Source organism: Psychroserpens algicola (assembly GCF_014526325.1).
In the GTDB taxonomy this organism is placed as follows: domain Bacteria; phylum Bacteroidota; class Bacteroidia; order Flavobacteriales; family Flavobacteriaceae; genus Psychroserpens; species Psychroserpens algicola.
Genome location: NZ_JACNMJ010000001.1, coordinates 80662 through 106453, shown reverse-complemented (window position 1 = coordinate 106453; position 25792 = coordinate 80662). Strand labels below are relative to the sequence as shown.

At 34.9% G+C, this 25792-nt stretch carries 23 protein-coding genes and 1 tRNA gene; 17 read left to right on the top strand and 7 right to left on the bottom strand.

The features are described from left to right. On the top strand, positions 1–1095 hold the full coding sequence (locus H7350_RS00455) for an ABC transporter permease (RefSeq protein WP_204343906.1): 1095 nt from the start codon (positions 1–3) through the stop codon (positions 1093–1095). Between the two features lie 3 nt (positions 1096–1098). Here the strand turns inward: H7350_RS00455 and yihA are convergent, their stop codons facing one another. Together yihA and H7350_RS00445 are read right to left on the bottom strand one after the other, a co-directional pair. After that, the gene (gene yihA, locus H7350_RS00450) at positions 1099–1707 is read right to left on the bottom strand and encodes a ribosome biogenesis GTP-binding protein YihA/YsxC (protein WP_204343905.1); all 609 of its coding nucleotides are present in this window, start codon (positions 1705–1707) and stop codon (positions 1099–1101) included. A gap of 30 nt (positions 1708–1737) precedes the next feature. Beyond that, a complete protein-coding gene (locus H7350_RS00445; RefSeq protein WP_204343904.1) occupies positions 1738–2502 on the bottom strand; it encodes an alpha/beta fold hydrolase in 765 nt (254 codons plus the stop codon). 299 nt (positions 2503–2801) lie between these two features. On the opposite strand from H7350_RS00445, the gene mraZ reads away from it, so the two are divergent. The 16 genes from mraZ (at position 2802) to H7350_RS00365 (ending at position 20108) form a co-directional block, all read left to right on the top strand. Then, complete coding sequence (gene mraZ, locus H7350_RS00440) at positions 2802–3272, top strand: division/cell wall cluster transcriptional repressor MraZ (RefSeq protein WP_204343903.1); 471 nt, start codon at positions 2802–2804, stop codon at positions 3270–3272. After that, positions 3259–4155: a 16S rRNA (cytosine(1402)-N(4))-methyltransferase RsmH gene (rsmH, locus tag H7350_RS00435; protein WP_204343902.1), complete on the top strand. Its 897-nt coding sequence runs from the start codon at positions 3259–3261 to the stop codon at positions 4153–4155. Before mraZ ends, rsmH begins: the two co-directional genes overlap by 14 nt. Then, positions 4152–4469: an FtsL-like putative cell division protein gene (locus tag H7350_RS00430; protein WP_204343901.1), complete on the top strand. Its 318-nt coding sequence runs from the start codon at positions 4152–4154 to the stop codon at positions 4467–4469. The genes rsmH and H7350_RS00430 overlap by 4 nt, the downstream gene beginning before the upstream one ends. A 57-nt stretch (positions 4470–4526) precedes the next feature. Then, positions 4527–6476: a penicillin-binding protein gene (locus H7350_RS00425; RefSeq protein WP_204344920.1), complete on the top strand. Its 1950-nt coding sequence runs from the start codon at positions 4527–4529 to the stop codon at positions 6474–6476. Then, positions 6476–7939 carry a UDP-N-acetylmuramoyl-L-alanyl-D-glutamate--2,6-diaminopimelate ligase gene (locus H7350_RS00420; protein ID WP_204343900.1) on the top strand — a complete coding sequence of 488 codons (1464 nt, stop codon included), beginning with the start codon at positions 6476–6478 and terminating at the stop codon, positions 7937–7939. The genes H7350_RS00425 and H7350_RS00420 overlap by 1 nt, the downstream gene beginning before the upstream one ends. A gap of 1 nt (position 7940) precedes the next feature. Then, the gene (gene mraY / locus H7350_RS00415) at positions 7941–9182 is read left to right on the top strand and encodes a phospho-N-acetylmuramoyl-pentapeptide-transferase (RefSeq protein ID WP_204343899.1); all 1242 of its coding nucleotides are present in this window, start codon (positions 7941–7943) and stop codon (positions 9180–9182) included. Further along, positions 9183–10514, top strand: coding sequence for a UDP-N-acetylmuramoyl-L-alanine--D-glutamate ligase (murD, locus tag H7350_RS00410; RefSeq protein WP_204343898.1), 1332 nt, complete (start codon positions 9183–9185; stop codon positions 10512–10514). A gap of 8 nt (positions 10515–10522) precedes the next feature. Continuing rightward, positions 10523–11716, top strand: a complete 1194-nt coding sequence (locus tag H7350_RS00405; RefSeq protein ID WP_204343897.1) for an FtsW/RodA/SpoVE family cell cycle protein — start codon at positions 10523–10525, stop codon at positions 11714–11716. Beyond that, positions 11716–12810, top strand: coding sequence for an undecaprenyldiphospho-muramoylpentapeptide beta-N-acetylglucosaminyltransferase (gene murG / locus H7350_RS00400; RefSeq protein ID WP_204343896.1), 1095 nt, complete (start codon positions 11716–11718; stop codon positions 12808–12810). Before H7350_RS00405 ends, murG begins: the two co-directional genes overlap by 1 nt. Then, positions 12811–14163, top strand: a complete 1353-nt coding sequence (murC, locus tag H7350_RS00395; protein WP_204343895.1) for a UDP-N-acetylmuramate--L-alanine ligase — start codon at positions 12811–12813, stop codon at positions 14161–14163. Beyond that, positions 14153–14872 carry a cell division protein FtsQ/DivIB gene (locus tag H7350_RS00390; protein WP_204343894.1) on the top strand — a complete coding sequence of 240 codons (720 nt, stop codon included), beginning with the start codon at positions 14153–14155 and terminating at the stop codon, positions 14870–14872. Before murC ends, H7350_RS00390 begins: the two co-directional genes overlap by 11 nt. A gap of 3 nt (positions 14873–14875) precedes the next feature. After that, positions 14876–16210, top strand: coding sequence for a cell division protein FtsA (gene ftsA / locus H7350_RS00385; RefSeq protein WP_204343893.1), 1335 nt, complete (start codon positions 14876–14878; stop codon positions 16208–16210). Positions 16211–16291: 81 nt separating this feature from the next. Beyond that, the gene (ftsZ, locus tag H7350_RS00380; protein ID WP_204343892.1) at positions 16292–18238 is read left to right on the top strand and encodes a cell division protein FtsZ; all 1947 of its coding nucleotides are present in this window, start codon (positions 16292–16294) and stop codon (positions 18236–18238) included. A 150-nt stretch (positions 18239–18388) separates the two neighbouring features. Further along, on the top strand, positions 18389–18835 hold the full coding sequence (locus tag H7350_RS00375; RefSeq protein ID WP_204343891.1) for a GatB/YqeY domain-containing protein: 447 nt from the start codon (positions 18389–18391) through the stop codon (positions 18833–18835). A gap of 43 nt (positions 18836–18878) precedes the next feature. Beyond that, positions 18879–18952: transfer RNA gene (locus H7350_RS00370), tRNA-Arg, on the top strand. Between the two features lie 298 nt (positions 18953–19250). After that, entirely contained in the window at positions 19251–20108 is an 858-nt protein-coding gene (locus tag H7350_RS00365; RefSeq protein WP_204343890.1) for a zinc-dependent peptidase, read from the top strand. Here the strand turns inward: H7350_RS00365 and H7350_RS00360 are convergent, their stop codons facing one another. The 5 genes from H7350_RS00360 to H7350_RS00340 all read right to left on the bottom strand — a co-directional run bounded on the left by H7350_RS00360 (position 20109) and on the right by H7350_RS00340 (position 25610). Continuing rightward, positions 20109–20693 carry a hypothetical protein gene (locus H7350_RS00360; RefSeq protein ID WP_204343889.1) on the bottom strand — a complete coding sequence of 195 codons (585 nt, stop codon included), beginning with the start codon at positions 20691–20693 and terminating at the stop codon, positions 20109–20111. A 205-nt stretch (positions 20694–20898) separates the two neighbouring features. Further along, the gene (locus tag H7350_RS00355) at positions 20899–21948 is read right to left on the bottom strand and encodes a nucleotidyltransferase family protein (RefSeq protein ID WP_204343888.1); all 1050 of its coding nucleotides are present in this window, start codon (positions 21946–21948) and stop codon (positions 20899–20901) included. Between the two features lie 41 nt (positions 21949–21989). Then, positions 21990–23126: a phosphoenolpyruvate carboxykinase (ATP) gene (locus H7350_RS00350; protein WP_204343887.1), complete on the bottom strand. Its 1137-nt coding sequence runs from the start codon at positions 23124–23126 to the stop codon at positions 21990–21992. Between the two features lie 15 nt (positions 23127–23141). Next, positions 23142–23303: a hypothetical protein gene (locus tag H7350_RS00345; protein ID WP_204343886.1), complete on the bottom strand. Its 162-nt coding sequence runs from the start codon at positions 23301–23303 to the stop codon at positions 23142–23144. A 75-nt stretch (positions 23304–23378) separates the two neighbouring features. Further along, the gene (locus tag H7350_RS00340) at positions 23379–25610 is read right to left on the bottom strand and encodes a T9SS type A sorting domain-containing protein (RefSeq protein WP_204343885.1); all 2232 of its coding nucleotides are present in this window, start codon (positions 25608–25610) and stop codon (positions 23379–23381) included. Positions 25611–25792 lie beyond the last annotated feature (182 nt).

The following is a 25792-nucleotide window of genomic DNA, read 5'->3' as shown; positions in this document are numbered from 1 at the left end:
ATGAGTAATACAAAAGGCTCATTAACACAATTAGCGCTCCAAAAGTTTAAAAAGAACTTTTGGGGCGTTTTAAGTTTTTGGCTTATTGTAGCGATTGGATTCTTGGCATTGTTTGCCTATGCGATTGCTCCCGATAATTCTCAAAATGCAAATCAAATGCATTTGTCTATTCACTCTCAACGACCAGGTTTTGAAGTGCAAATGCTATATTTACCTTCAGGAATTGAAACGCAACAGAATGGTTTTTCTAGAGTGTTTTTTGGTAATGCTAATGCTGATATAGAGATTCCAATCTCATCTTATAGTATTGATAAGGAAGTTTTAACTTATACTGAATATGCATCAGACGGACTCATAGGCGTAGAAAAAACTATAGATTTAAATCGTTTCCCAAATAAAGATCATAGTGCTTTCATTAAAAAGAAAACCTTTCTCTTCGGAACCGATAAATACGGAAGAGATTTGTTAAGTCGTATACTGATTGGTTCAAGAATCTCTTTTTCAATTGGCTTTATTGCGGTATTTATTTCTTTAGTTATTGGAATATGCATGGGGAGCATCGCAGGATATTATGGTGGAAAGGTTGATGCGATTATTATGTGGATTATAAATGTCACCTGGTCTATTCCAACCCTCTTGTTGGTTATAGCAATTACATTGGCTTTAGGTAAAGGATTTTGGCAGGTTTTTATAGCAGTTGGCCTAACCATGTGGGTTGAAGTTGCAAGAGTTGTTAGAGGGCAAATTATAAGTGCTAAAGAAATGCAATATGTTACAGCGGCCAGAGCTTTAGGATTTAATGATTACCGAATTATCACCAAGCATATTTTGCCAAATATCATGGCTCCGATTATTGTGATTTCTGCTGCTAATTTTGCTGCAGCCATTCTTATAGAAAGCGGATTGAGTTTCTTGGGTATAGGAGCACAGCCACCAATGGCTAGTTGGGGCGCAATGATAAAAGATCATTATAATTATATTATCTTAGGAAAACCTTATCTGGCGTTAATTCCAGGTGTGTGCATCATGATTTTAGTCATGGCATTTATGTTAATTGGTAACGCGTTAAGAGATGCTTTAGATGTAAAATCTTGATGATTATCGCAATGCTTCGATTTCAGCGTTAGTATCCGAAATAAATGCCAGAACATCATCTCTTCCTATAGCTTTTGAAGAGGAAGTCACAAAGTAATTAGGAACTTCTTCCCAGGTTTTTAGCAGCTCTTTACAGTAGGTCTCAACATGGCGTTCTATAGCCATAGGTTTTAATTTGTCTGCCTTTGTAAAAATGATAGAAAACGGTATTTGATTAATGCCTAAATATTCCATAAACTCCAAATCGATTTTTTGAGGCTCATGTCTGATGTCAACTAATACAAAAGCTGAAACCAGCTGTCGTCTTCTCTCAAAATAATTAGTAATAAACTTCTGAAATTTCTTCTTTGCAGTTTTTGAAACACGTGCATAACCATAGCCTGGTAAATCAACCAAAAACCATTCTTTATTAATTAAAAAATGATTTATAAGCTGTGTTTTTCCTGGTCTTCCTGAAGTTTTAGCAAGGTTTTTGTGATTTGTGAGCATATTGATTAATGATGACTTCCCAACATTACTCCTGCCTATAAAAGCATATTCTGGAATCTGATTTGACGGACATTTGTCCACATCAGAATTACTTATAATAAATTCAGCAGTTTTTATAATCATGATAGTTCTTTAAATTAGTAGTTGATAGAACTATAATTTTTTATCTGTTAACCAGGCATCGAGAATTGTATTGAATTCATCTGGATGTTCCATCATTGCCGCATGACCACATTTGTCAATCCAAAATAAATCAGAATCTGGTAAAAGCTCATTAAATTCTGTTGCGACCTCTGGAGGTGTAACCGTATCGTTTTTACCCCAAATGATACATACAGGAAGTTTCATGTTGGGCAAATCTTTTGCCATATTATGTCTAATAGCACTTTTAGCAATGGCAAGTGTTTTTATAAGCTTATTTCTGTCATTTACAGTTTCATAAACTTCATCAACAATAGCTTTTGTAGCTACAGCAGGATCGTAAAATACCTCTTGAGCTTTTTTCTTTATAACTTCATAATCACCACGCTTGGTATAACCGCCTCCCATAGCACTTTCGTATAAGCCAGAACTTCCGGTAATGATAAGTGCTTTAACTTTTTCAGGATATAATTTGGTATGGTACAAACCAATATGTCCGCCTAGCGAGTTTCCTAATAAAATAACCTCGTCAAATCCTTTAAATTCTATAAAATCATGAAGGTATTTTGCAAAGTTTTTTACATTGGTTTTAAGTAGTGACATTGTGTAAATTGGAAGCTCCGGAATTAAAACCTTATAGCCTTTCTGACTAAAATAATCAGTAACAGCGTCAAAGTTACTCAGTCCGCCCATTAACCCATGAAGCACAATTATTGGTGTGCCTTCTCCAACCTCAATATACCTGTAGTCTTTCTCTTTCTTTAAACGGTGCGCCATGTACTAGTTAGTGATTTTCGTCAAAAACAAATATAGGTATTTCCGTTAAAACATTCGCATATTATTTAAGCCTTCAATTTAATTTGAAACTTGAGATGTTAACAATGGAAATGGGATTTTGATTTTTGATTTTACTGTACTGATAATAAAGTTTTTACAGTAGGTTTTTGTGGGCTTAGACAGTATCTGATTTTTATGAAATTATAAATTTATCAACAAAAGTGGGATAGAGTGGTAAATAGTGGTAAAATTTTCAATATATTTGAATCTTAATCGTTATTTATAGTAAATCAATCATTTTGAACCCTTTAATCGGAACATACGAGTGTAAAGTGGATGCCAAAGGAAGGCTGATGCTGCCTGCTGCTATTAAAAAGCAGTTGTTGCCTGCATTGCAAAATGGGTTTGTTTTAAAGCGTGCCGTTTTTCAACCGTGTTTAGAACTGTATCCAATGACCGAATGGGAGGTTTTAATGCAAAAAGTGAACAAACTCAACCGTTTCAAAAAGAAGAATAATGATTTTATACGCCGATTTACTGCTGGATTAAAACATGTTGAAATTGATGCTGCTGGTCGATTATTGATTCCGAAAGATTTAGTTGCTTTTTCTGGAATCACAAAAGACATCGTGGTGGCTTCGGCAATCAATATTATTGAAATCTGGGATAAAGATAGTTATGAGAAAGCTATTGATGATGCAACTGGTGATTTTGCTGATTTAGCTGAAGAAGTAATGGGACAAGATGATGATGACAATGGAATATCATAACCCAGTATTACTTAAGGAAACTGTTGAAGGTTTGAGTATAAAACCAGATGGCGTCTATGTCGATGTAACCTTTGGAGGTGGTGGTCATAGTAAAGCCATATTGAAACATTTAGGACCTAATGGGAAGTTATATGCTTTTGATCAGGATAAAGATGCTCTTTTAAATACAATTGATGATGAGCGATTCACATTGATTAATGAAAATTTTAGATACATCAAGCGTTTTCTAAGATTTTATGGCACCAAACAAGTGGATGGTATTCTGGCAGATTTTGGGGTGTCCTCGCATCAGTTTGATGTTGCAGAGCGTGGTTTTTCAACGCGTTTTGAAGCCGATTTAGATATGCGAATGAATCAGGATAGTAATTTGTCTGCTTACCATGTCATTAATGAATATGAAGAAGAACAAATTCGTAAGGTTTTGTTTCAGTATGGAGAGTTGAGGCAAGCACCAGCTATGGCTAGAGCAATTGTTGATGCAAGACGAGACGGTGAGATAAAAACAAGCGAACAGCTTAAAGAAACATTGCGAAAGTTTCTTAATCATAAAAAAGAAAATAAAGTGTTAGCGCAAATCTATCAGGCAATTCGAATAGAAGTTAATCAGGAGATTGAAGCGCTTAAAGAATTTTTGCAGCAAACACCAGAAGTACTAGTGGAAGGTGGTCGATTAAGTTTGATATCCTACCATTCGTTAGAAGATAGATTGGTGAAGCGTTTTATAAGAAATGGGCTGTTTGAAGGAGAGCCTGAGCGTGATGTTTTTGGGAATTTTGAAGTGCCTCTAAAAAAAGTAGGCGGTTTAATTGTTCCAACAAAAGAAGAAATAAAATTAAACAATAGGGCTAGAAGTGCTAAGCTTCGTATTGCTGAAAAGCTATGAAAAAAAACATTTACAGCATATTAAGAGGTAAGTTTTTGGTCAGTGATGATTCCTTTAAAAACTGGAGAGTCATCATTTTTATTTCAGTATTAGCCATTGTAATGATTGCAAGCTCGCATAGTGCAGATCAAAAAGTCTATGAGATTGCAAGACTTAAAAATGAAGCTAAAGAGTATCGGTCTGCTTTTGTGGACGGACGATCAAAACTTATGAGGCTCAAGATGGAGTCTTCAATAATAAAAAAAGTAGCAGAAAAGGGGCTCAAAATTTCAGAGATTCCGCCAAAAAAAATAAAAGTAAAAACACAAAATTAATAAGTGGCAACAACCGAAACTAACATATTAAACAGATTGTATTTCGTAGCTGGCAGTATGTTTGTCTTCGCGCTTGCTGTGGTATTCAAATTGTGCAGTATTCAGTTTATTCAAGGCGATGAATACAGGAGTTTGGCACAACAACGTACGGTAAAAAATGTTGAGATTCCTGCAAACAGAGGTAATGTATACTCTGCCGATGGTAGCTTATTAGCGACCTCTATTCCTAAGTATGATATTCGTATCGATGCCATGCAGCCTAAGCAGGAAGTTTTTAATGAGTTGATAAAGCCTTTGGCAGATTCACTTTCTAAGTACACAGGAAAGCCATCAAGTTATCATCAAAATACAATTAAAGAAGCGCGTCTCGATAAGAACCGCTATTTCCTCCTAGCGCGTAATATTAGTTATTCAGATTATATAAGAATACGCAATTTTCCTATGCTGGAACTTGGTGCGATACGAGGCGGACTCATTGTAGAGCAAACAACCAGACGTGAGCATCCAATGGGAGGGATTGCCGAACGAACTATCGGGTATGAAAAAATTGATGACGATGGAAATGTGACCAGACCTGGAATTGATGGTGCTTTTGGAGTTAAATATTTACGAGGTACGAATGGAAAACGTTTAAAACAAAAAATTGGAAATGGGCAGTGGAAGCCTATTGTGGATTATAATCAGGTAGAACCACAAGATGGTTATGATGTCTATACGACTATTGATGTTAATATTCAGGATATCGCGCATCACTCGCTTTTAGGACAATTAGAAAAGTATGAGGCGGAACATGGCTGCGCTGTGGTGATGGATGTTGCAACAGGTGAGATAAAGGCAATCTCTAATTTAGGACGTAATAAGAATGGAAATTATTACGAACGCCTTAATTACGCTGTAGGAGAAAGTCATGAACCAGGATCTACATTTAAGGTTATGGCATTAATGGCAGCTCTGGAAGATAAGGTAATCGATACGTCTACAATAGTTGATACAAAAAATGGAAGGAAGCGATTTTACAAATACAATGTTCATGATTCTCGTAGAGGAGGGTATGGTAAGATTTCTGCTGCTCGTGCATTAGAAGTGTCGTCAAATATTGGTTTGGCAACATTGATTGATGATAATTATGCAGCACAACCCAAAAAGTTTCTTAACCGAATTAAAGGATGGAAACTTCATGAAGCTCTTGGTGTTTCAATTATTGGTGAAGGTGAGCCTGATATTCCTGAGCCAGGAGATACAAAATGGAGTAAAAATGCATTGCCGTCTTTAGCTTATGGTTACGGATTGAATATTACGCCACTACAAACCTTGACGTTCTATAATGCTATTGCTAACAATGGCGAAATGGTTAAGCCTAGGTTTATAAAAGCGGTTAAAGAGTTTGATAGAGAGATTGAAGTATTTGAAAAAGAAGTAACCAATCAAAAAATATGTTCTGATAAAACGTTAAATGAAATTCGTGAGATCTTAAAGAATGTAGTTATTCGAGGTACAGGACAGCGTATGTATTCTGAAAACTTTTCTATGGCAGGTAAGACTGGTACGGCTAGAATTGAATACTGGATGAAAGATTGGGAAGAGAATCCGAGGTATATCTCTTCGTTTGCAGGTTATTTTCCAGCAGATAATCCGAAGTACTCTTGTATTGTAGTTATTCATCGTCCTAGCACAAGTGTTGGGTATTATGGAGCAGATGTTTCTGGGCCTGTTTTTAAACGCATTGCTCAAAAAATTTATACCGAAACTCCGCTTATTGATGAGATAGAATCTTTAGAAGTGGTTAATGCTGAGGTTGAAAAAGAGTTTGAATCCTTCTATAAAACTGCTCAAACGTATAAAACCATTATGCCAAACGTCATTGGGCTTCCTGCAATGGATGCTTTGGCGCTGTTAGAAAATATGGGACTTAAAGTTAAAATGCAAGGTGTAGGAACTGTAAAGTCTCAATCTGTAAATAAAGGAAATAAAGTCAAGCCAAACCAAATCATAGTATTAGGAACTTAGTGAAACAATTAAAAGACATATTATACAAGGTTACCATTAATGCTGTTGCAGGAAGCACGAGCATAGACTGTAATGCGCTGCATTTTGATTCTCGCCAAGTGTCAAAAGGCGATGTTTTTGTTGCGATAAAAGGAACCGTTGTAGATGGTCATGATTTTATTGAAACGGCTATTGAAAATGGTGCGACTGCCATTGTGTGCGAGTCATTGCCTTCAGTATTAAAAGATAGTGTTACATATATAGAAGTTGAAAGCGCAAGTCAGGCACTGGCTTTTATGGCAGCTAATTTTTATGAAAATCCTTCAGAAAACCTCCAACTTGTTGGTGTGACAGGAACTAACGGAAAAACAACAATCGTAACATTGTTATATCAGCTGTTTAAAAAAGCAGGTTATAAGGTTGGACTCTTGTCTACTGTGAAAATTATGGTAGATAATAAAGAGTATAAAGCCACACATACAACTCCAGATTCGTTAACAATTAATAAGTATTTAAAGTTGATGAATGATGAAGGTGTAGAATTCTGCTTTATGGAAGTGAGCTCGCATGGCATACATCAGCATCGTACAGATGGTTTGCATTTTCAAGGTGGTATTTTCACAAACCTGTCGCACGATCATTTGGACTATCACGACACCTTTGCTGAGTATCGTGATGTGAAAAAAGTATTCTTTGATCAGTTGCCAAAAAGCGCTTTTGCATTAGTCAATATCGATGATAAAAATGGTTTGGTAATGCTGCAAAACACCCAAGCTAAAAAGTACACCTACGCACTTAAAACCTATGCAGACTATAAAGCACAAGTATTAGAAAATGAACTCAGTGGTTTGCTTTTAAAGTTAAATGATAGTGAATTGTGGACTAAGCTCATCGGAAGTTTCAATGCTTACAATGTGACAGCTATTTATGGTGCTTCTGAATTATTAGGTCTTGAAAAAGTTGAGATACTCAGATTAATTAGTGAATTGGAGAGTGTTAGTGGTCGTTTTCAGTATTTCATTTCCGAAGAAAAAGTGACAGCTATTATTGATTATGCGCATACACCTGATGCTCTTAAAAATGTACTAGAAACCATAAACAGTATTCGCACTAATAATGAAGAATTGATAACTGTTGTTGGTTGCGGAGGCGATAGAGATAAAACCAAACGACCTAAAATGGGACACATCGCATCGGTTTTGAGTACAAAAGTGATTTTTACTAGTGATAACCCAAGAAGTGAAGTTCCTGAAGCAATTATTGAAGATATTGAAAAGGGTGTCGAGCCTCAAAATTTTAAAAAGACAATGGCTATAGTCGATAGAAGACAAGCCATTAAAACGGCTTGTCAGTTAGCCAATTCCAACGATATCATTCTCATAGCAGGAAAAGGTCATGAAACCTATCAGGAGGTGAATGGAAAACGTACAGATTTTGATGATTATAAAATAGTAGAAGAATTTTTAAAACAGTTGCAAAAATAATATGTTGTATTACCTATTTGAATATTTAGAACAGCAGTTTCAGTTTCCTGGAGCATCTCTTTTTGGTTTTTTAACCTTTAGAGCTGCTGTAGCTATTATTCTGTCTTTATTGATTTCTACAATTTTTGGAAAGCGTATCATTCGGTTTCTCCAAAAACAACAAGTAGGTGAGACTATTAGAGATTTAGGTCTCGAAGGTCAAGTTGAAAAGGCAGGTACGCCAACAATGGGTGGTATCATTATCATTTTAGCGACATTAATTCCTGTGCTTTTACTTGCTAAGCTAGAAAACATTTACATCATATTACTTGTTGTCACAACAATATGGATGGGTACCATTGGATTTATTGATGATTACATCAAAAAGTTTAAGAATAATAAAGAAGGTTTAAAAGGACGCTTTAAAGTGCTCGGTCAGGTTGGGTTGGGTATTATAATTGGAGCAACAATGTACTTTCATGACGATGTAACAATCAAAGAAAAATTACCTGAAGAACAACAAAGTGTGCTTTTAGCTGAAGATCCAGATATTTCGCCTTCAAAACTTTTTGAGGTTGAAGGGAAATCAACTAAAACGACCATTCCATTCGTAAAAGGTAATGAGTTTGACTATGCAGATTTAATCACATGGATCAGTCCGGAAATGTCAAAATATGCCTGGATTATTTTTATTCTGGCTTCCATTTTTATTATTACAGCAGTTTCAAACGGTGCAAACCTTACCGATGGTATTGATGGATTGGCTGCTGGTACATCGGCTATAATTGTCCTTACGCTGGGCATTTTTGCATGGGTTTCGGGTAACATAATTTTCTCAGATTACTTAGATATCATGTATATCCCAAGAGTTGAAGAGATCACAATTTATATCGCTGCCTTTGTTGGTGCTCTCATTGGTTTTTTATGGTATAACGCATATCCAGCTCAAGTGTTTATGGGTGATACCGGAAGTTTGACTATAGGTGGGATTATAGCTGTCATAGCAATTGCAGTTCGAAAAGAATGGCTTATTCCAGTGTTGTGCGGAATTTTTCTGGCTGAAAATTTATCAGTCATGATGCAAGTGAGCTATTTCAAATACACAAGAAAAAAATATGGTGAAGGACGACGCATTTTTAAGATGTCGCCTTTGCACCATCATTATCAGAAATCTGGATATCATGAAAGTAAAATAGTCACAAGGTTTTGGATTATAGGCATCCTTCTGGCTATCATTTCGATTGTGACATTGAAAATTAGATAAATGAAACGATTAGTGGTTCTTGGAGGAGGGGAAAGTGGTGTTGGTACGGCACTCTTAGGAAAGGCAAAAGGGTTTGAAGTTTTTGTTTCAGATAAAGGACCAATAAAAGAAAAGTACAAACACGTTCTTATACATAATGAGATTGAATTTGAGGATGGTAAGCATTCCGAAGAAAAAATTCTAAATGCAGATATCGTGATGAAAAGTCCTGGTATTCCTGATAAAGTGGCTTTGATAAAACAAATTAGAGCACAAGGAATAGCAGTGGTGTCTGAAATAGAGTTTGCAGCACAATACACCAATGCAACATTAGTTGGAATTACCGGAAGCAACGGTAAGACAACTACAGCAACGCTAACACATCACTTGCTTAAACAAGACATAAAAGTGGGTTTGGCTGGCAATATTGGCGATAGTTTTGCAAAGCAAATTTTAGAACAAGACTATCCAAACTATGTGCTGGAAATAAGCAGTTTTCAGTTAGATGATATCATTGATTTTAAACCACATATAGCTGTTTTAACCAACATCACGCCCGATCATTTAGATCGATATGACTATCAGTTTGAAAGGTATATCGCCTCAAAATTTAGGATTGCTGAAAATCAAACCCAAAACGATTACTTCATCTACGATGCCGATGATGAGGTTATTACTAATTGGTTAAAAGCAAACCCTGTTCAATCCAGATTATTACCATTTTCATTAACTAAAACTATTGAAAATGGCGCGTATTTAGACAATAACAATATAAAAATAACAATAGATAACAATCAGATAATTATGCCAACAGCAAATTTAGCATTAGAGGGAAAACACAATATTAAAAACGCAATGGCTGCTTCTACAGTAGCGCATTTGCTCAAGATTAGAAAGCAGACGATTCGTGAAAGTTTAGAGAATTTTCAAGGTGTAGAACATCGTTTAGAGCATGTACTTAAAATCAATAAAGTACAATATATCAATGATTCTAAAGCGACCAATGTTAACGCTACTTATTACGCTCTGGAAAGTATGGATGCTCCAACAGTATGGATTGTAGGTGGTGTTGATAAAGGAAATAATTATCAAGAGCTTTTTCAGTTTGTAAACGAGAAAGTTAAAGCCATCATTTGTTTAGGTACAGATAATGAAAAGTTACTCGAAAGTTTTGGTGGTATGGTTGATGTTATAGTTGAAACTCAATTTATGAGCGAGGCTGTTAAGATTGCTTACAAAATAGCCGAAGCTGGAGAAAATGTGTTGTTGTCGCCTGCTTGTGCAAGTTTTGATTTATTCGAAAACTATGAAGATAGAGGTCGTCAATTTAAAGACGCAGTAAGAAATTTATAAAAGAAAACGTGCAAGCACTATTTAAAAACATAAAAGGAGATCGGTTAATTTGGGCTATTGCTGCTTTACTGGCAATATTCTCATTTCTTCCTGTGTATAGTGCTGCGAGTAATTTAGCTTATGTTGGTGGCTCAGGAAATACGTTTGGGTATTTTGTAAAGCACTTTATGCATTTGTTTTTAGGCTTTGCCATTATGTATGGCGTTCATAAAATTCCATACCGTTATTTCAGAGGTTTGTCGATGGTGATGATTCCAATAGTCATTGTATTGCTGATTGTTACAATGCTCCAGGGCACAACTATTGAAGGTGCAAATGCAAGTCGCTGGATACAAATCCCGTTTGTTGGTATGTCCTTTCAAACATCCACATTAGCAGCTGTAGTTTTGATGGTATATGTAGCACGATATTTGTCTAAAATTCAAGACAAAAAAGTAACATTTGTAGAAACGTTATTGCCGCTTTGGGCTCCTGTATTTTTTATACTCATATTGATATTACCTGCCAATTTATCAACAACAGCAATTATCTTTTTAATGGTAATGATGCTTTCATTTATTGGAGGTTATCCTTTAAAATATTTAGCAGTTATTATAGGAACAGGTGTACTAGGGTTGGCACTGTTTGTACTGGTCGCTAAAGCATTTCCAGATGCTATGCCTAATAGAATCGATACTTGGATGAGCAGAATAGAAAATTTTGCAAATGGAGAAGATACCGAAGCCGATTATCAAATTGAAAATGCTAAAATCGCTATAGCCTCTGGTGGTGTAAAGGGTTTAGGACCAGGAAAAAGCCGACAAAAGAATGTGTTACCTCAATCGTCTTCAGATTTTATTTTCGCCATTATAATAGAAGAATATGGCTTAATTGGAGGCTTGTTTTTACTGGTATTATATTCTTGGCTGTTATTTAGAATAGTTATCGTATCACAAAAGTCGGATACCGTTTTCGGAAAACTTCTAGTTTTAGGTGTTGGCTTGCCTATTATATTTCAAGCTCTAATAAACATGGCTGTGGCTGTAGAATTATTTCCAGTTACCGGACAAACCTTACCCTTAATTAGTAGTGGCGGAACATCCATTTGGATGACCTGTCTGGCAATAGGAATTATTTTAAGTGTAAGTGCTAAGCGCGAACAAATGAAAGAACAAGAACTTAATGAAGATAACCCGTTAGAAATTTTAAGTGAAACCATTTAATGAGTAATTATAAAATCATAGTATCAGGCGGCGGAACAGGTGGACATATCTATCCTGCGATTGCGATTGCAAACGAGTTAAAAGCTCGTTTTCCTGATGCAGAATTTTTATTTGTAGGTGCTTCAGATCGAATGGAAATGGAAAAGGTGCCTCAGGCAGGTTACCAAATTGAAGGGCTTTGGATTTCAGGGATACAACGGAAGTTAACACTTAAAAACCTCATGTTTCCTTTTAAACTAATTTCTAGTTTATTAAAGTCGCGTAAAATCATCAATACATTTCAACCCGATGTTGTGATTGGAACGGGAGGATATGCTAGCGGACCTTTATTAAAAACAGCAACGTCAAAAGGTGTGCCTACTTTGATACAAGAGCAGAATTCTTATCCAGGAATCACTAATAAACTCTTGTCAAAAAAAGTAGATAAAATTTGTGTGGCTTATGAAGGTTTAGAACAGTTTTTTCCGAAGGAAAAAATCATCCTTACAGGAAATCCGATTCGTAAAGATTTACTCGATATAGAAAACAAACATATTGAAGGTAAAGATGCATTTAGCTTAATTCATAGTAAGCATACACTTTTAGTATTGGGCGGAAGTTTAGGCGCGAGACGTGTCAATCAATTAATAGAGGAGAAATTAGACTATTTTCAATCACAAAACATACAAGTGATTTGGCAATGTGGTAAGTTGTATTATCAGCAATACAAGCATTATGATGACTTAGAACATGTACAGGTTCATGCCTTTTTAAATGCTATGGATATGGCTTATGCTGCTGCAGATATAATTATATCAAGAGCTGGCGCAAGTTCGGTGTCTGAGCTTTGTGTCGTAGGAAAGCCGGTAATTTTTATACCATCGCCTAATGTCGCCGAAGATCATCAAACCAAAAACGCCAAAGCCATAGCTGATCAAAATGCAGCTATTATGATTAAAGAAAGTGATTTGGATGATGTGTTTGAAAATCAATTCAACACTCTAATGTTATCTCTTGAAAAGAGACAAGAATTAGGGCAAAACATAAAAAAATTAGCATTAATTAATGCTACAAAAGATATCGCAGACGAAGTTGAAAAATTGTTACAACACTAAATGAATATAGAACATACAAATAGCGTTTATTTTATTGGGATTGGAGGCATAGGTATGTCTGCACTAGCACGTTACTTTGTAGCTAAAGGATTCAATGTTGGTGGTTATGATAAAACCAAAACAGACCTAACTGATACGCTTGAAGATTTAGGGGTTTCCATTCATTTTGATGATGATGTAACACATATCGATAATCGGTTTTTAGATGCAGAAACGACATTAGTTGTATATACGCCTGCAATCCCAAAATCACATAGCGAATTAAATTATTTCAGGTCTAATCAATTTAAAGTCATTAAGCGTTCAGAGTTGCTTGGTGAGGTTACGAGGCAAACTTTTTGCTTGGCTGTAGCGGGTACCCACGGAAAAACAACTACAACAAGTATACTAGGACATTTGTTGAATGTGTGCAATGTAGAAGTCACTGCTTTTTTAGGTGGAATAAGCGAAAATTATAATTCTAATCTCATTCTAAACGGAACGGAAGTCACAGTAGTAGAAGCCGATGAATTTGATCGTTCGTTCTTAACCTTGTCGCCTGATTTTGCTTGTATTACCTCGATGGATGCAGATCATTTGGATATCTATGGCGATGCTTCAGAACTGGTAAAATCGTTCGAAGATTTTTCAAAAAAAATAAAACCTAACGGAAAACTGTTCGTTAAAAACGGATTGCCAATCAAAGGGATCACCTATGGCATTGAAGACGATTCAGATTATTCGGTTAAAAATATAAAAATCATAAATGGTAGTTATGTATTTGATGTCAAAACGCCAAATGCACTACTAGAAAATTTCAAATTTAGCCTACCTGGTAGACATAACCTGTCGAATGCATTAATAGCCTTGGCGATGTCTGTAGAATACGGACTCCCTCATCCACAGCTCGCCAAGGGATTAGCATCTTATAAAGGTGTAAAACGTAGGTTTACCTATCATGTTAAGACTGATAATTTAGTATATATCGATGATTATGCGCATCATCCAGAAGAGATCAACGCCGTACATCAAGCTGTAAGAGAAATGTATCCTGATAAAAAAGTACTGGCAGTGTTTCAACCACATTTATTTAGCAGAACACAAGATTTTGCTAATGAGTTTGCTGAAAGTTTATCACAATTTGATACCGTTTTTTTATTAGACATCTATCCAGCTAGAGAATTGCCAATTGACGGTGTGAATTCTGAATGGTTATTAGATAAAATTGAAAATAAAAATAAAAAGTTGGTTCAAAAATCAGAATTAATTGAAGCAATAAAATCAGAAAACGCATCAGTGGTTTTAACCATTGGAGCAGGAGATATTGGAGAAGAAGTAAAACATATAAAAAAAGGATTGAGTCTTGCGAGTTAATTATAACTACATAAAAGTTGGATTGCTACTGGTTTTAGTGAGCTTTTTGTATGCCTTTTCTTCGGTAAGAAATTCGGAAAGAAAAGTAGCAGCGCCTGATATAAAATTTATTGGAGATGATCATCTTTTTGTGACTCATGAGACTGTTAGTAAATTGTTAATACAAAATCAAGAGACTGTTACGAATAAGCCTAAAGATATTATAGATTTGAACGGATTGGAATCTGCCCTAAACTCTAATCCAATGATTAAGCAGGCACAAGTGTTTATGAGTGTTGATGGCTTAATTACAGCTGAAATTGAACAAAAAAAACCTATTGCAAGAGTAAGCACAAATGCATCTTATTACATTGATGAAGCAGGTTCATTTATGCCTTTATCAACAAATTATACTGCACGCGTGCCTTTAGTTACTGGTAATATTGATAAGAATGACTTAGCAAATGTACATGAGATTGCTACGAAAGTTCAAGCCGATGAATTTTTGCTTAAGCATGTTGTTGAGATTCATCAAAACCAAGATAAAACTATTGACTTGAAATTTAGATCACATGATTTTAATGTCCATTTAGGAACGTTACAATTATTGGATAAGAAAATAAATAATCTGAAAGCTTTTTACAAGAAAGCCATGAAAGATAAAACGCTAGATACGTATGAGCTAGTGAATTTAAAATTTGATAAGCAAGTGATTTGCACCAAAAAGTAAATGATGGAGAATAATAAAATTTCAGTAGGACTTGATATCGGAACCACAAAAATTGTGGCGATGATTGGTCGTAAAAACGAATACGGCAAAGCCGAAATTTTAGGGATTGGAAAATCCAAAAGTTTGGGAGTGCATAGAGGTGTGGTAAATAATATAACACAAACAATTCAGTCTATACAGCAAGCTGTTCAAGAAGCTGAGGCAGAGGCTGGATTGCATATTGAAGATGTAACTGTTGGTATAGCTGGACAGCATATCAGAAGTTTACAGCATAGTGATTATATCACTAGAGCTAATTCAGAATTGGTTATAGATGAAGAAGATATTGATCGCTTAATCAACCAGGTTCACAAATTAGTGATGCTTCCTGGAGAAGAAATTATTCATGTGCTGCCTCAGGAATATAAAATCGATGGACAGGCTGAGATTAAAGAGCCTATCGGAATGTATGGTGGGCGACTGGAGGCTAATTTTCATGTTGTTGTCGGTCAGGTGTCATCCATTAGAAATATTGGACGATGTGTGAAAAGTTCAGGTCTAGAACTTGAAGGGATCACTTTAGAACCATTGGCATCAGCAAATGCCGTGTTGAGTCAGGAAGAAAAAGAAGCAGGTGTTGCTTTGATAGATATAGGAGGTGGTACAACCGATTTAGCGGTCTTTAAAGACGGGATTATTCGTCATACGGCAGTTATTCCTTTTGGAGGAAATGTCGTGACAGAAGACATTAAAGAAGGTTGCTCAATCATTGAAAAGCAAGCCGAATTGCTTAAAATAAAATTCGGTTCTGCATGGCCAGGAGAAAATAAAGACAATGAGATAGTATCTATTCCAGGGCTTAGAGGTCGTGATCCTAAAGAAATCACTTTAAAAAACCTGTCTAAGATTATTCATGCTAGAGTTGTAGAAATTATTGAGCAAGTCTATGTGGAAATTAAGAACTATGGTCATGAAGAGCAGAAGAAAAAATTAATTGCAGGAATCGTATTAACAGGAGGTGGAAGTCAGTTAAAACACTTAAAGCAACTTGTAGAATATATCACTGGAATGGACACCAGAATTGGGTATCCAAATGAACATCTGGCAGGCGATAGCGATAATGAAATTGCGAGTCCGTTGTTTGCAACAGCAGTAGGTTTAGTGATGGACGGATTAAAACGTCAGGAACGTAAACGTATTGAGAAAGAAGTCGAAGAAATGGAACATGTGGTCGCAGAACATTCTGAAGAAACTACTGTACATGAAGAAGAGGTGATTGAAGCACAAAAAAAGGAACGCAAATCCTTTTTAGACAAATTAACAGAGCGCGTTAAAGATTTTTTAGATAACGCAGAATAAATATAATCAACGTCTTCGATTGGGTAGGACTATCGAAGATATTTGGGGAAAATAAATTATAAATACAGTAAAAGAAATTTTATGAGCAACAACAATGAGTTAGGCAACATTGCATTTGATTTACCAAAAAACCAGTCAAACGTCATCAAAGTGATTGGAGTAGGTGGAGGCGGAAGTAATGCCATTAATCACATGTTTTTACAAGGGATTAAAGGTGTTGATTTTGTGATATGTAATACCGATGCCCAAGCACTACAAAATAGTGGTGTCCCGAACAAAATCCAATTAGGAGTTAATTTAACCGAAGGTTTAGGTGCAGGTGCAAATCCAGAAGTAGGAGAACAGGCTGCAGTAGAGAGTTTAGAAGATTTACGTCGTATGTTAGATACCAATACAAAAATGGTATTTATTACGGCAGGAATGGGTGGTGGAACAGGAACAGGAGCTGCTCCAATCATTGCTAAACTCGCTAAAGAATTAGATATTTTAACAGTAGGTATTGTAACGATGCCATTTCAATTTGAAGGAAAAACAAGAAACGAACAAGCTCAAAAGGGTATAGAAACGCTTCGTTCTCATGTTGATTCTTTAGTTGTAATAAATAATAATAAACTGCGCGAAGTATACGGAAATCTAGGTTTTAAAGCAGGTTTCTCAAAAGCTGATGAAGTATTATCAACTGCATCTCGAGGTATCGCAGAAGTTATTACGCATCACTATACTCAAAATATCGATTTACGCGATGCTAAGACAGTATTGAGTAATAGTGGAACTGCTATCATGGGATCATCTACAGCTTCAGGAAAAACCAGAGCTCAGGAAGCCATCATGAAAGCCTTAGATTCGCCATTGTTAAATGATAATAAAATCACTGGAGCTAAAAACGTATTGTTGCTTATCGTTTCAGGTTCTCAGGAAATTACAATTGATGAAATCGGTGAAATCAATGACCATATTCAAACTGAAGCAGGTCATGGTGCTAATATCATTATGGGTGTTGGTGAAGATGAGTCTTTACAAGAATCAATTTCGGTAACCATTATTGCTACGGGTTTTGATTTAGACCAACAACATGAAATTTCAAATACCGAACAAAAGAAAGTTGTTCATGCTTTAGAGGATGACAGAAATGATGATGTTCATGTAAAAGATAACGATCCAGCTATCATCAGACCAGATATTATTCTCGAAAAAGAAGAGTCTGAGCCTAAGGTTGTCGTGCATACACTTTTAGATGATGAGGATGATCTCTCAGACGTGTCTGATAATTTTGAAACCGATTTAATCGCCACTACTGATATTATCAAAAATATAAATGTGGTTTATGATGAGGTTTTAGATCATAAAGTTCAGGAGGAAGACTTTGTGATTACTCCGGTTCAGGAGGTCAAAAAGCCAGTTGTAGAAGAGGTTGAAGAAGAACAAATTACATTAACATTCGATTTGCCGTTATCTTTTGGTGCTTCTGAAGACGAAGCTGCACCTGAAAATAAAGTAGAAGAAGAGGAGAAGACCGTATTTGCTTTAGATGAAGACCTTAATAATATGGAAGTTAAGGAGCATGTTGAAGTCATTCCGGTGACCGAAGCTAATGAAGAAGGAGAGAAGCGTTATGCTTTAGATGATTTTATGACTTACGAGTCGGCAATGAATGACAGTGAAGCTAAAGTTAAGTCACAACCTGAAGTTGAAGAGGAGATAGTATTTGAGAAAAAAGTGGTAGAATCTGAGGTTAGTGAAGCGCAAGTCGGAGAAGAAATTGATCCAATGAACAGTCCGATTTCAGAATTGCTAAAAGAAAGAGCTGATGAAAGGCGTCGTAAGATGAAAGATTTCAATTACAAGTTCAATACAGCGAAAATAGATGAAATTGAAAAAGAACCTGCATATAAAAGACAAGGTGTGAATTTAGAGGATGCACAGCATTCATCAGAAACCAACGCTTCCAGAACATCTGTTTCTATAGATGAAAACGATGATATTCAATTGAGAAGTAACAATTCATTTTTACACGACAACGTAGATTAGTAGCAAATTTAGTTTAGTGTTTCACACTTTGTCAAACCCGAAAAGTTATCATAGACTTTTCGGGTTTTTTATGTTTTATTCCTATTGCATATTACTGCAAAAAGGATTGAGTTTTTTCATATCTTCGTAATTCAAATAAAAACACTTATTATGAGTTTACAAAATGATGTAATGACTGCTATGAAAGCAGCAATGAAAGAGAAGGATCAAACGGCTTTAGCAGCATTAAGAGCTATAAAATCTGAATTGTTATTAGCACAAACATCAGGAGAAGGCGGAACATTATCTGAAGAGCAAGAGATAAAAATTTTATCTAAACTGGTAAAGCAACGTAAAGATAGTGCTGCGATTTATTTGGAACAAGACAGAAAGGATTTGGCGCTACCAGAAATAGACCAGGCAGAAGTCATTAGTCAATTTTTACCAGAAGCTTTAAGTGAAGAAGAGATTGAGAAAGTGGTAGTAATGACTATCGATCAGGTTGGAGCTGAAGGAATGAAAGATATGGGGAAAGTCATGGGAATTGTAAGCAAAGAACTTGCAGGACAAGCCGATGGTAAGACCATTTCAGCTATAGTCAAAGCTAAATTGTCGTAATCATACTAAAAAAATAGCATCCTGCTTTTTTGCAGGAAGTTTTGGCCTCGTAGTTCAACTGGATAGAATATCAGATTTCGGCTCTGAGGGTTGGAGGTTCGAATCCTCTCGAGGTCACGAATAAATAAAAAACCTAAGTGTTAAATCAAGCTTGCTTGAATTTATAAGCTTAGGTTTTTTATTTTCAAAGCGGAGCTTTGAGGAATGACGAACAAAGTGAGTCAATCCGCCATAATATTTGTATTTCAGAATACAAACAGCTTGAATTTATAAGCTTAGGTTTTTTATTTTCAAAGCGAAGCTTTGAGGAAAGGTGAGCAAGGCGATTCAATCCTCTAAAATCAGGCTTGCTTAAGTTGAAACCTGAGGAAGTCTTGTTCTTTTCAAGCCAACAAATATTCAGTATATTTAAATAATGATTATAGCCTTATTTCAAGATCAAGAGATTTCACCTACATTTCGAATTTTAGGATTAGCTGTGTTTTTTGCTGGTATGGCAGGCGTAGTGTTTTCAAGGTTTTATATGTTTTTTGAACAGCAGTATGCTATAAAATATAAGCGCCCGTTTTTTGTGCATTTATACATGTTTAAAAGGCAGCTAAAAGCTAAAGAGCGATATATATTACAGCGAAAATTCAGTTTTTATAACAGATTAAATAGAAAGCAAAAAATTCAATTTGAGCATAGATTAGCTACATTCCTAAAAGACAAACAGTTTTTAGGGAGGGAGAATTTGCAAGTGACGACAGAAATGGAAGTTTTAATATCTGCTACTGCTATTATGCTAACTTTTGGGTTTAGAAATTATAAAATAGAGTTAATAGATAAAATTATTATCTATCCAGGAAAGTACTATTCGACTTCAAACGAAACGCATCACAAAGGCGAATTGAATCCAAAACTTAAAGCTTTGGTGTTATCTTGGGAAGACTTTTTAGAAGGTTATGATATCGAAGATGATAATATAAACTTGGGGATTCATGAATTCACTCACGCCATTCATATTAATAGTCTTAAAAATAACGATGTGAGCTCACTGATATTTAAAAGAGCGTTTAGCGAACTTACTGATTTATTGTCTGCGGAAGCATTATTGCGTCAAAAGTTAATTGCTTCAAAGTATTTCAGGCCTTACGCGTTTACAAATCATTTTGAATTTATAGCCGTTATCATTGAAACATTTATAGAAAGTCCTGATGATTTTAAACAACAATTCCCTAGAATATATAATAAAACTAGGGAAATGTTAAACTTTAATTATGCGCAATACTAGTTATAATCTAAATACTGCTTGTAACATATATTGTAAGTGATTATTGTCAAATAAATTGTCTTTGTGATTAAAAGCAAACTTACCAACACCTTGTAAACGGATACCAATTTTATCGTTAATCCAAAACGTACCACCAATAACAGCATTTGCAGAGGTGTTAAACTCATCTATTGAGAACACACCTAAACCACCACCAATAAATAAATCAAACCAGGTCGCTGTTCGGAATAAATCATCAGAAATATAATATTTAAGATACGTGTTAGTTGAGTAATAGTTATAGTCTTCAGGAACTGGATTACCATCTATAATAGTATTCTCAGTAAAGCGATTCATAGTGAAATCTTGCTCAATAGAAAAAATTCTAGACCATCTGTGTTGAACAGCAATAGCAAGAGGGCGTTTAAACTGGAAGTCACCTAAGTCTTTTACAGGGTTTCTGGTTCCTAAACTACCTATGGCATTAACACCTACACTCACAACCCAAGTGTCTTCACCTCTAATTTGACTTTTTGTTAAAGATTGTGAATTGCAGTCTAAACCAATAGCTACAAAACAAAATACCAGCAAAATTATCTTTTTCATATTTAAAAAAATTAAAATATTTTAAAAACAGTTATTTAAAACTCGAGTCTCAAAATAAAAAGCCAAAGTTATAATTTTTTAAATAAAGAGCGTTCGTTTTTTAATAATTAATTAGCTCATTTACTAAATATCACGTAATTTATACAAAGCATAAAGCAGTATGACTTAAAATATGGATAATCTTACCTTCAGAGTTGTTATAAATTTACACCTTTGATGTTGAAATATAACGTTTCAATACGTGAGATCTATAACTGGAGTTGTTTAAAAACAAGGTGATTCTGTCATAAATACTATAAAAAATATAACTTGTTTTATAGATTATTTGGTGCAACCAAAACTGCCTAAACTTGAAATCATAATAGCGTATATGTCTATTTAACTTTCTATTGGAAACAGTTAAAGGCAAACATTTAAAAACAGCATGATATTTAGATAAGTAGTCGATGAAATATTTATTGTTTTTGTAATCATTTAGCAAATCGGTTTGCTGATCTAATTTCAACACCAAGCTGTCATACAAGTTTCGTAAAAACCAATGTTTATATTGATAGCCCTTCGAATTGATCTGAAGCCCCATAATATTAATAATATTCATAGCATAAGCACTCGGGATTATACCATCCTGATGTTTAATTTTAGTATTGAAAATTAAGTCTTCATCAATAAGATGCTTAAATTTTAAATCGAGTATCGAACTATGGAGTTCAATAACAGCCATTTTATCATCTGTAAATTGTCTGGGTAAGTGTCTGAAATTTGTCACATCATAATTAAAGCCTTTACTTTGATTGTATCCTAAGTCTTTTATCAATTGGTATGCTTCTGAAATATGATCGGGAGTGACCAATATGTCAACATCTCCAACCATACGTTCTCCCAAGTCCTTTAATTGATGGCCTATTAATATGGCAGCGCCTTTTAGTAATACATAATTTATATTATGTACATCGAAAGCTTGCGTGATAGCTTTAATTTCATTTATTAATGTTAAGTTCCTGTTTCTATTAATTGATGTTAGTTCTTCTAAATATAACACTAAATCATTAGGAATAAGATCTAACAACTGCTTTTCTTTTAGCCTGCAATAGCAAGTTGTTAAAACCAATTGGCCACTGGAGAGTTCTACAAACTTGTCCCAATTGATTGGCTCTGATTCAAGTTTATGTCTTAACTGGGTGGTTGAGTTGCTGAAACTTAAAATTTCGGCAATTAATGACAGTGTATCTTTATATGTGGTTTTAGTTGAAGACAATCTAAAGGTGTTTGACATTTCAAAAGTAAACAAACAAAAGTTTACTCATTAAAAAGTGCTTTAAATTTAGAGATTGCAAAATCGTTATCAGAGTAATTAAGCTCGTAACATTGTAACGTTTTTAACCAGTTTATAAATTGTAGAGCATGAGTTTCCTCCGGTGAAACCCATGATTCAGGAATTAAAGTGTTTAGAATATTATCCAAAGATGTTTCTTGTAATGAAGAAGGGCTTTCAGAATCATATTTTACAAACACCACTTTGTTGCATTTTACAAAAGGCTTGCTTTGATTGAAATCTGAAATTGGCGGAACATATTTAAGATTAACCTTTTTGGGACCATTGGTTATGACTTCAAAAGAATCAAAGTGTTTTATAATCGGACTCAAAGTTTCAAAGGCACCTTTTTTAATTGAAACAGCTGCTGGATATCGGTATAGATTTGTGTCTTGATGAAGCGGAGTGAAGTCATCTGCAAGTAGGTCAAAAGCATTAGCCATTAATATAGCTGAAAGGGTACTTTTACCATTTCCAGAGTCTCCTATAATCATAATTGCTTCATTTCCGTTGGTAATTGTTGAAGCGTGAAATGTGGCAATCCAGTTGTCTATCGATTTGTGATGAATCTCGTTAGTTAGTTCTAAAGCAAATCGACCCTGAAGCAAATGAAACATTGAAGTTTTGTAAGATCCAACTAAATTTTTGTCTTTGTATAAATGTAGATCATCATCAGTTTTAAAAATATCAAAAACAGTATCACCTTCATTTTGGTTGGCAACAGCATGATGCGCAATTTGAGGATGAATTAAATCTTTTAAAATGTCTGATTCAAAATTAATAGTGATTGTTTTGTCTCCAAAAATATAAGTCTTTGTATAACTTGGTAAAGGAATGTCTAAACGCAGATTAAGATCTTCATCAGGTGTGCTGAATTGGTTGGCTTCTTTTATAAAGCTAGAAATGTCATCATAGATAGCTTTACTTTCTGTGACATCCAAATGAAGTGAATCTTGTAATGTTTTAATATAAGATAAGGAATCCTCTGCACTAAAAAACAAGTGTATTAGTGTAAGCAAACTTTCAGACACCACAACATATCTGTTAGAATGTTGAAACCATAGAATAGAAGTTTCATTTCCAATAGATTTAATGTACTTCGGAGCTAAATCCGTTTTCAAAGTAAAATTTAATAATTAATCAAAAGGGTTTCCTCCTGGATCAGGTGGAGAAGATGCATGAGCCTTTTTTGGGTTAAGTATAAGAAAAGTACCCATTGCAGTGAGTGCAGCGTACCTGCCCATTTTTTTCATGGCTTCCTTACGAGTAATCTTATTTTGAGGACTATTTCTGTTCATTACGTAATATAATTGGGGTCAAAAATAATAAAATTATATTATTAAATCACTAATTAACTTTAATTTGATGTAAAACTATTGAATAATTAATTTTTGAGTAACTATTCTATTACTGTTTTCAAGTTTTACTATATATACACCTGTATTTACGTTAGAAATATCAATTCGGTTTTCAGTTAATGTATTATCTATTTTACTTGTTTTTACCAATCGACCTTGTATATCATAAAGTTGAAGTGTTGTGGCTTGAGTAAACACACCTTGAACATTTATAGTTTTAGTTGGTCTGGATGTATAAATTAGAATGTTTTCAAAATCGTTTTCTTGAGTTGATAATGATGAATCAGTAAACCTTAAAAAGAAACGCCCAGTACCAGAGAGATTTGTGCTTGGAGTTAAAATATAGTCCATCGAATTTAATAAGGTGGATGTACTTGCAACAGTATCATCAAGATATACATCAACAGAACTTGGTATTGTTGACGAGTCTATTGTAAATGTGATTTGCTCTCCTTGATTAGCATTGACACCTAATGGTATAGTGACATCATTATAATCGGTTTCACCAACCGCTTGTATACCATAAGGAACCCCAGAGTTTTCTTCAACCAAATGAGAATAAATAGAAAACGCAGGAGCAACTCCACCAAAAAGTGAGGCGTCATAGCCAGGGTCTAAGCCTAACGTTGAGAATTCAGAGAAATAAATATCTGTTAAAAAACTATCACTGGTATTGCTAAGCATTAATTTTAAGTTCGTAACAACATTAGTTTCCCTTCCTTGTATAAAGTCATCACCTCCAGAAATTGAACGCATAGAAAGTTGAAATTCAGCTGTACCTCCAGTAGCATTAGAGGCTACAAAGAAACCTTGTCCAGGAGTTAAGTTATAAGTACTAAAATTGTTGATGATTGTATATTTTCCACCAGCAAAAGCATCGGTATCATCATTATAACCGTAAATAGCTGTAGCTGCAGGGTCTAGTAAACTTGAATTTTGAGCTAAAAAACCTTGAGCGCTGAGGTATGATGGGTAAGGGTTACCAATTAAATTCCATTTACTACCTGTACCTTCACTAATAGATGTCGTGATTGTAGACGTGTTAACTGTACCTTGAAATTGTACAATATTACTAGAGGCAGCAGGGTCAATACCGCTTCTATAACCAGCTCCAGGGGCTAATGGAGTTGTGTCTGTTTCATCCCATAATTCGTAAGCATTATCATTGATGTTAAACCCTCCAAATAGGACACGAATTCCAGGGTCTGGTTCTGCTAAAATATTTGGATTATTGTCAATAAACAGATCAAAAGCTTGTCCTGTAACAGGAGCACTAATTAAGTCGTTTCCTCCAGTTTCAGCATTACTGTTTACATAGCGATTATAGGTGACAGGACCAGAGATTGTACCGTTAGGAAGTAAGCTAGAATAACTATTTGATGTAGATTCTAAGGTTAAACCATCAGTTGTTGCTAATGTTGTACCCAAATTAATCGTAATACTAGAACCAGCGTTAATTGTAGCTGAATCAAGTGAGGCGTCGATATCTAAAGTTAAGTCATTATTTACAGTGATGTCTCCACCATCTGTTGGAATTCCATTATAAATCCAGTTGTTTATATCATTCCAATTTCCATCATTATTAGATGCATATTTGGTGTTTTCTGAAAATGAATTTTCATAGTAAGATGCTGATGGGTTCACACCAGATCCAGTTGAGTTAAAGATGATTTGGTGAGTTAAAGTTTTTGAAGTTGATCCCGTTGCAGGATTTGAGTTTGGAAATCTCGACCACATAAAATTTCCATTACTATTGTTGGTCCAGTAAGTAATCCCTAAAGGTTTGTTGTTTCCAGGAGTAAATCCAATAGTAGACCAAGCTATTCTGATACGTACTTCGCCATTTGGTGAATTTTGAAAATCTATTTTCGATTCGATATTGTCATTTCCATCAATTCTGCTTACAAAATTCCATGTGCCAGAAGTCCCGTCATAGAGTTCAATTGCATTACCATTACTTGCAGGTATGCCATAAAAAGATGAATTGTTTTCAAATACAGCATAATAATCAGGTAAGCTGTTTCCTGTAGCAAAACCGACTCCTTCTATAGCATTGCTAGTTCCTGATGCTGTGTTAGGATTGGTATCAATGGCTACATAATATAAATCTGAAGAGTAATTTGTTTGTCCTTCAGACCAGCCTATGTATAAATAATTAGTATCCCAATGTGTGTAGAATGTTGTTATAGATGTTGCAATGGTTCCTTCGGCAGAAAAAGCAGTACTGTTATTTTCGGTAGAACTCATGCTAACAGTCTTTGGTGTGTTTTGTCCAAAGGTCAATAAAGAAACCAAAAACGTTATAAATAAAAGATAATTAACTTTAAGGGATGCGTAATTTTTCATCATTTTTTTATTTTAAACTTTAGCCTCTAATTAAGAGGCATGTAAAGATACATTAACTTGTATATACTTATAACACGAAAACG